The organism is Paracoccus sp. S4493 (genome assembly GCF_000967735.1).
GTDB lineage: Bacteria > Pseudomonadota > Alphaproteobacteria > Rhodobacterales > Rhodobacteraceae > Paracoccus > Paracoccus marcusii.
On sequence record NZ_JXYF01000378.1, the window covers coordinates 1 to 729 of the forward strand.

At 71.3% G+C, this 729-nt stretch carries 1 protein-coding gene and 1 pseudogene; both read left to right on the plus strand.

Translation table 11 applies throughout. From position 1 onward, the window contains the following. Nucleotides 1-206: pseudogene (locus TW83_RS21445) on the plus strand (hypothetical protein); the annotation flags it as partial. Nucleotides 207-215: 9 nt separating this feature from the next. Next, a partial coding sequence (locus TW83_RS17850) for a dihydropteroate synthase (RefSeq protein WP_045984136.1) occupies nucleotides 216-729 on the plus strand: 514 nt, incomplete at its 3' end.

Here is a 729-nt window from a genome sequence, read left to right on the forward strand (position 1 = left end):
TCCAGCTGCGCCAGCCGGTGATCTGGGCGCCCACGCGTCTTGCCGCCGATGCCCCGGTTGCAGGCGACGGTCCCGACAGCCTTGCGCTGTGGCTGGCGGGGCGTCTTGGGGCCCATCACATCGATTTCGCCGGCCCTGCCGACAGGCCGCTGCCGGTCGTACCGGACGGGTTGGCGGTCAGCGTCGCGCATCTGCGCACCGCCTGACATCCGATGATGCAGGACGGCCTCTACTATCGCCCCATCCCGCAGGATCAGGGCGGCCGCTGGCCCCTCGCCGGGGGGTGGACGGGGTTCACGCATCTGGAATGCCTGCAGCGCGGCGCGGCCCCGCGCATCGTCGACAGCGCACCCGATCGCGTGATGGTGGCCCTGACGGCCCCGCGGCCGTCCGTCCTGGGCCTGACGCTGGACCGACCGCGATTGATGGGCATCGTCAATGCGACCCCCGACAGCTTCTCGGACGGCGGCCGGTACGATCCTGCAACCCAAGCGCGTGCCTTGGCGGCGGATGGGGCGGACCTGCTGGACATCGGCGGCGAATCCACCCGTCCCGGAGCCGAGGAGATCGCCGTCCCGGACGAGATCGCCCGCATCCTGCCCGCGATCGAGGCTGCCCGCGGCCTGTTGCCGATATCGGTCGATACGCGCAAGGCCGCGGTCGCGCAGGCGGCGCTTGCCGCCGGGGCGGGTATGGTCAACGACGTGTCGGGCTTTGATTTTGACGCCG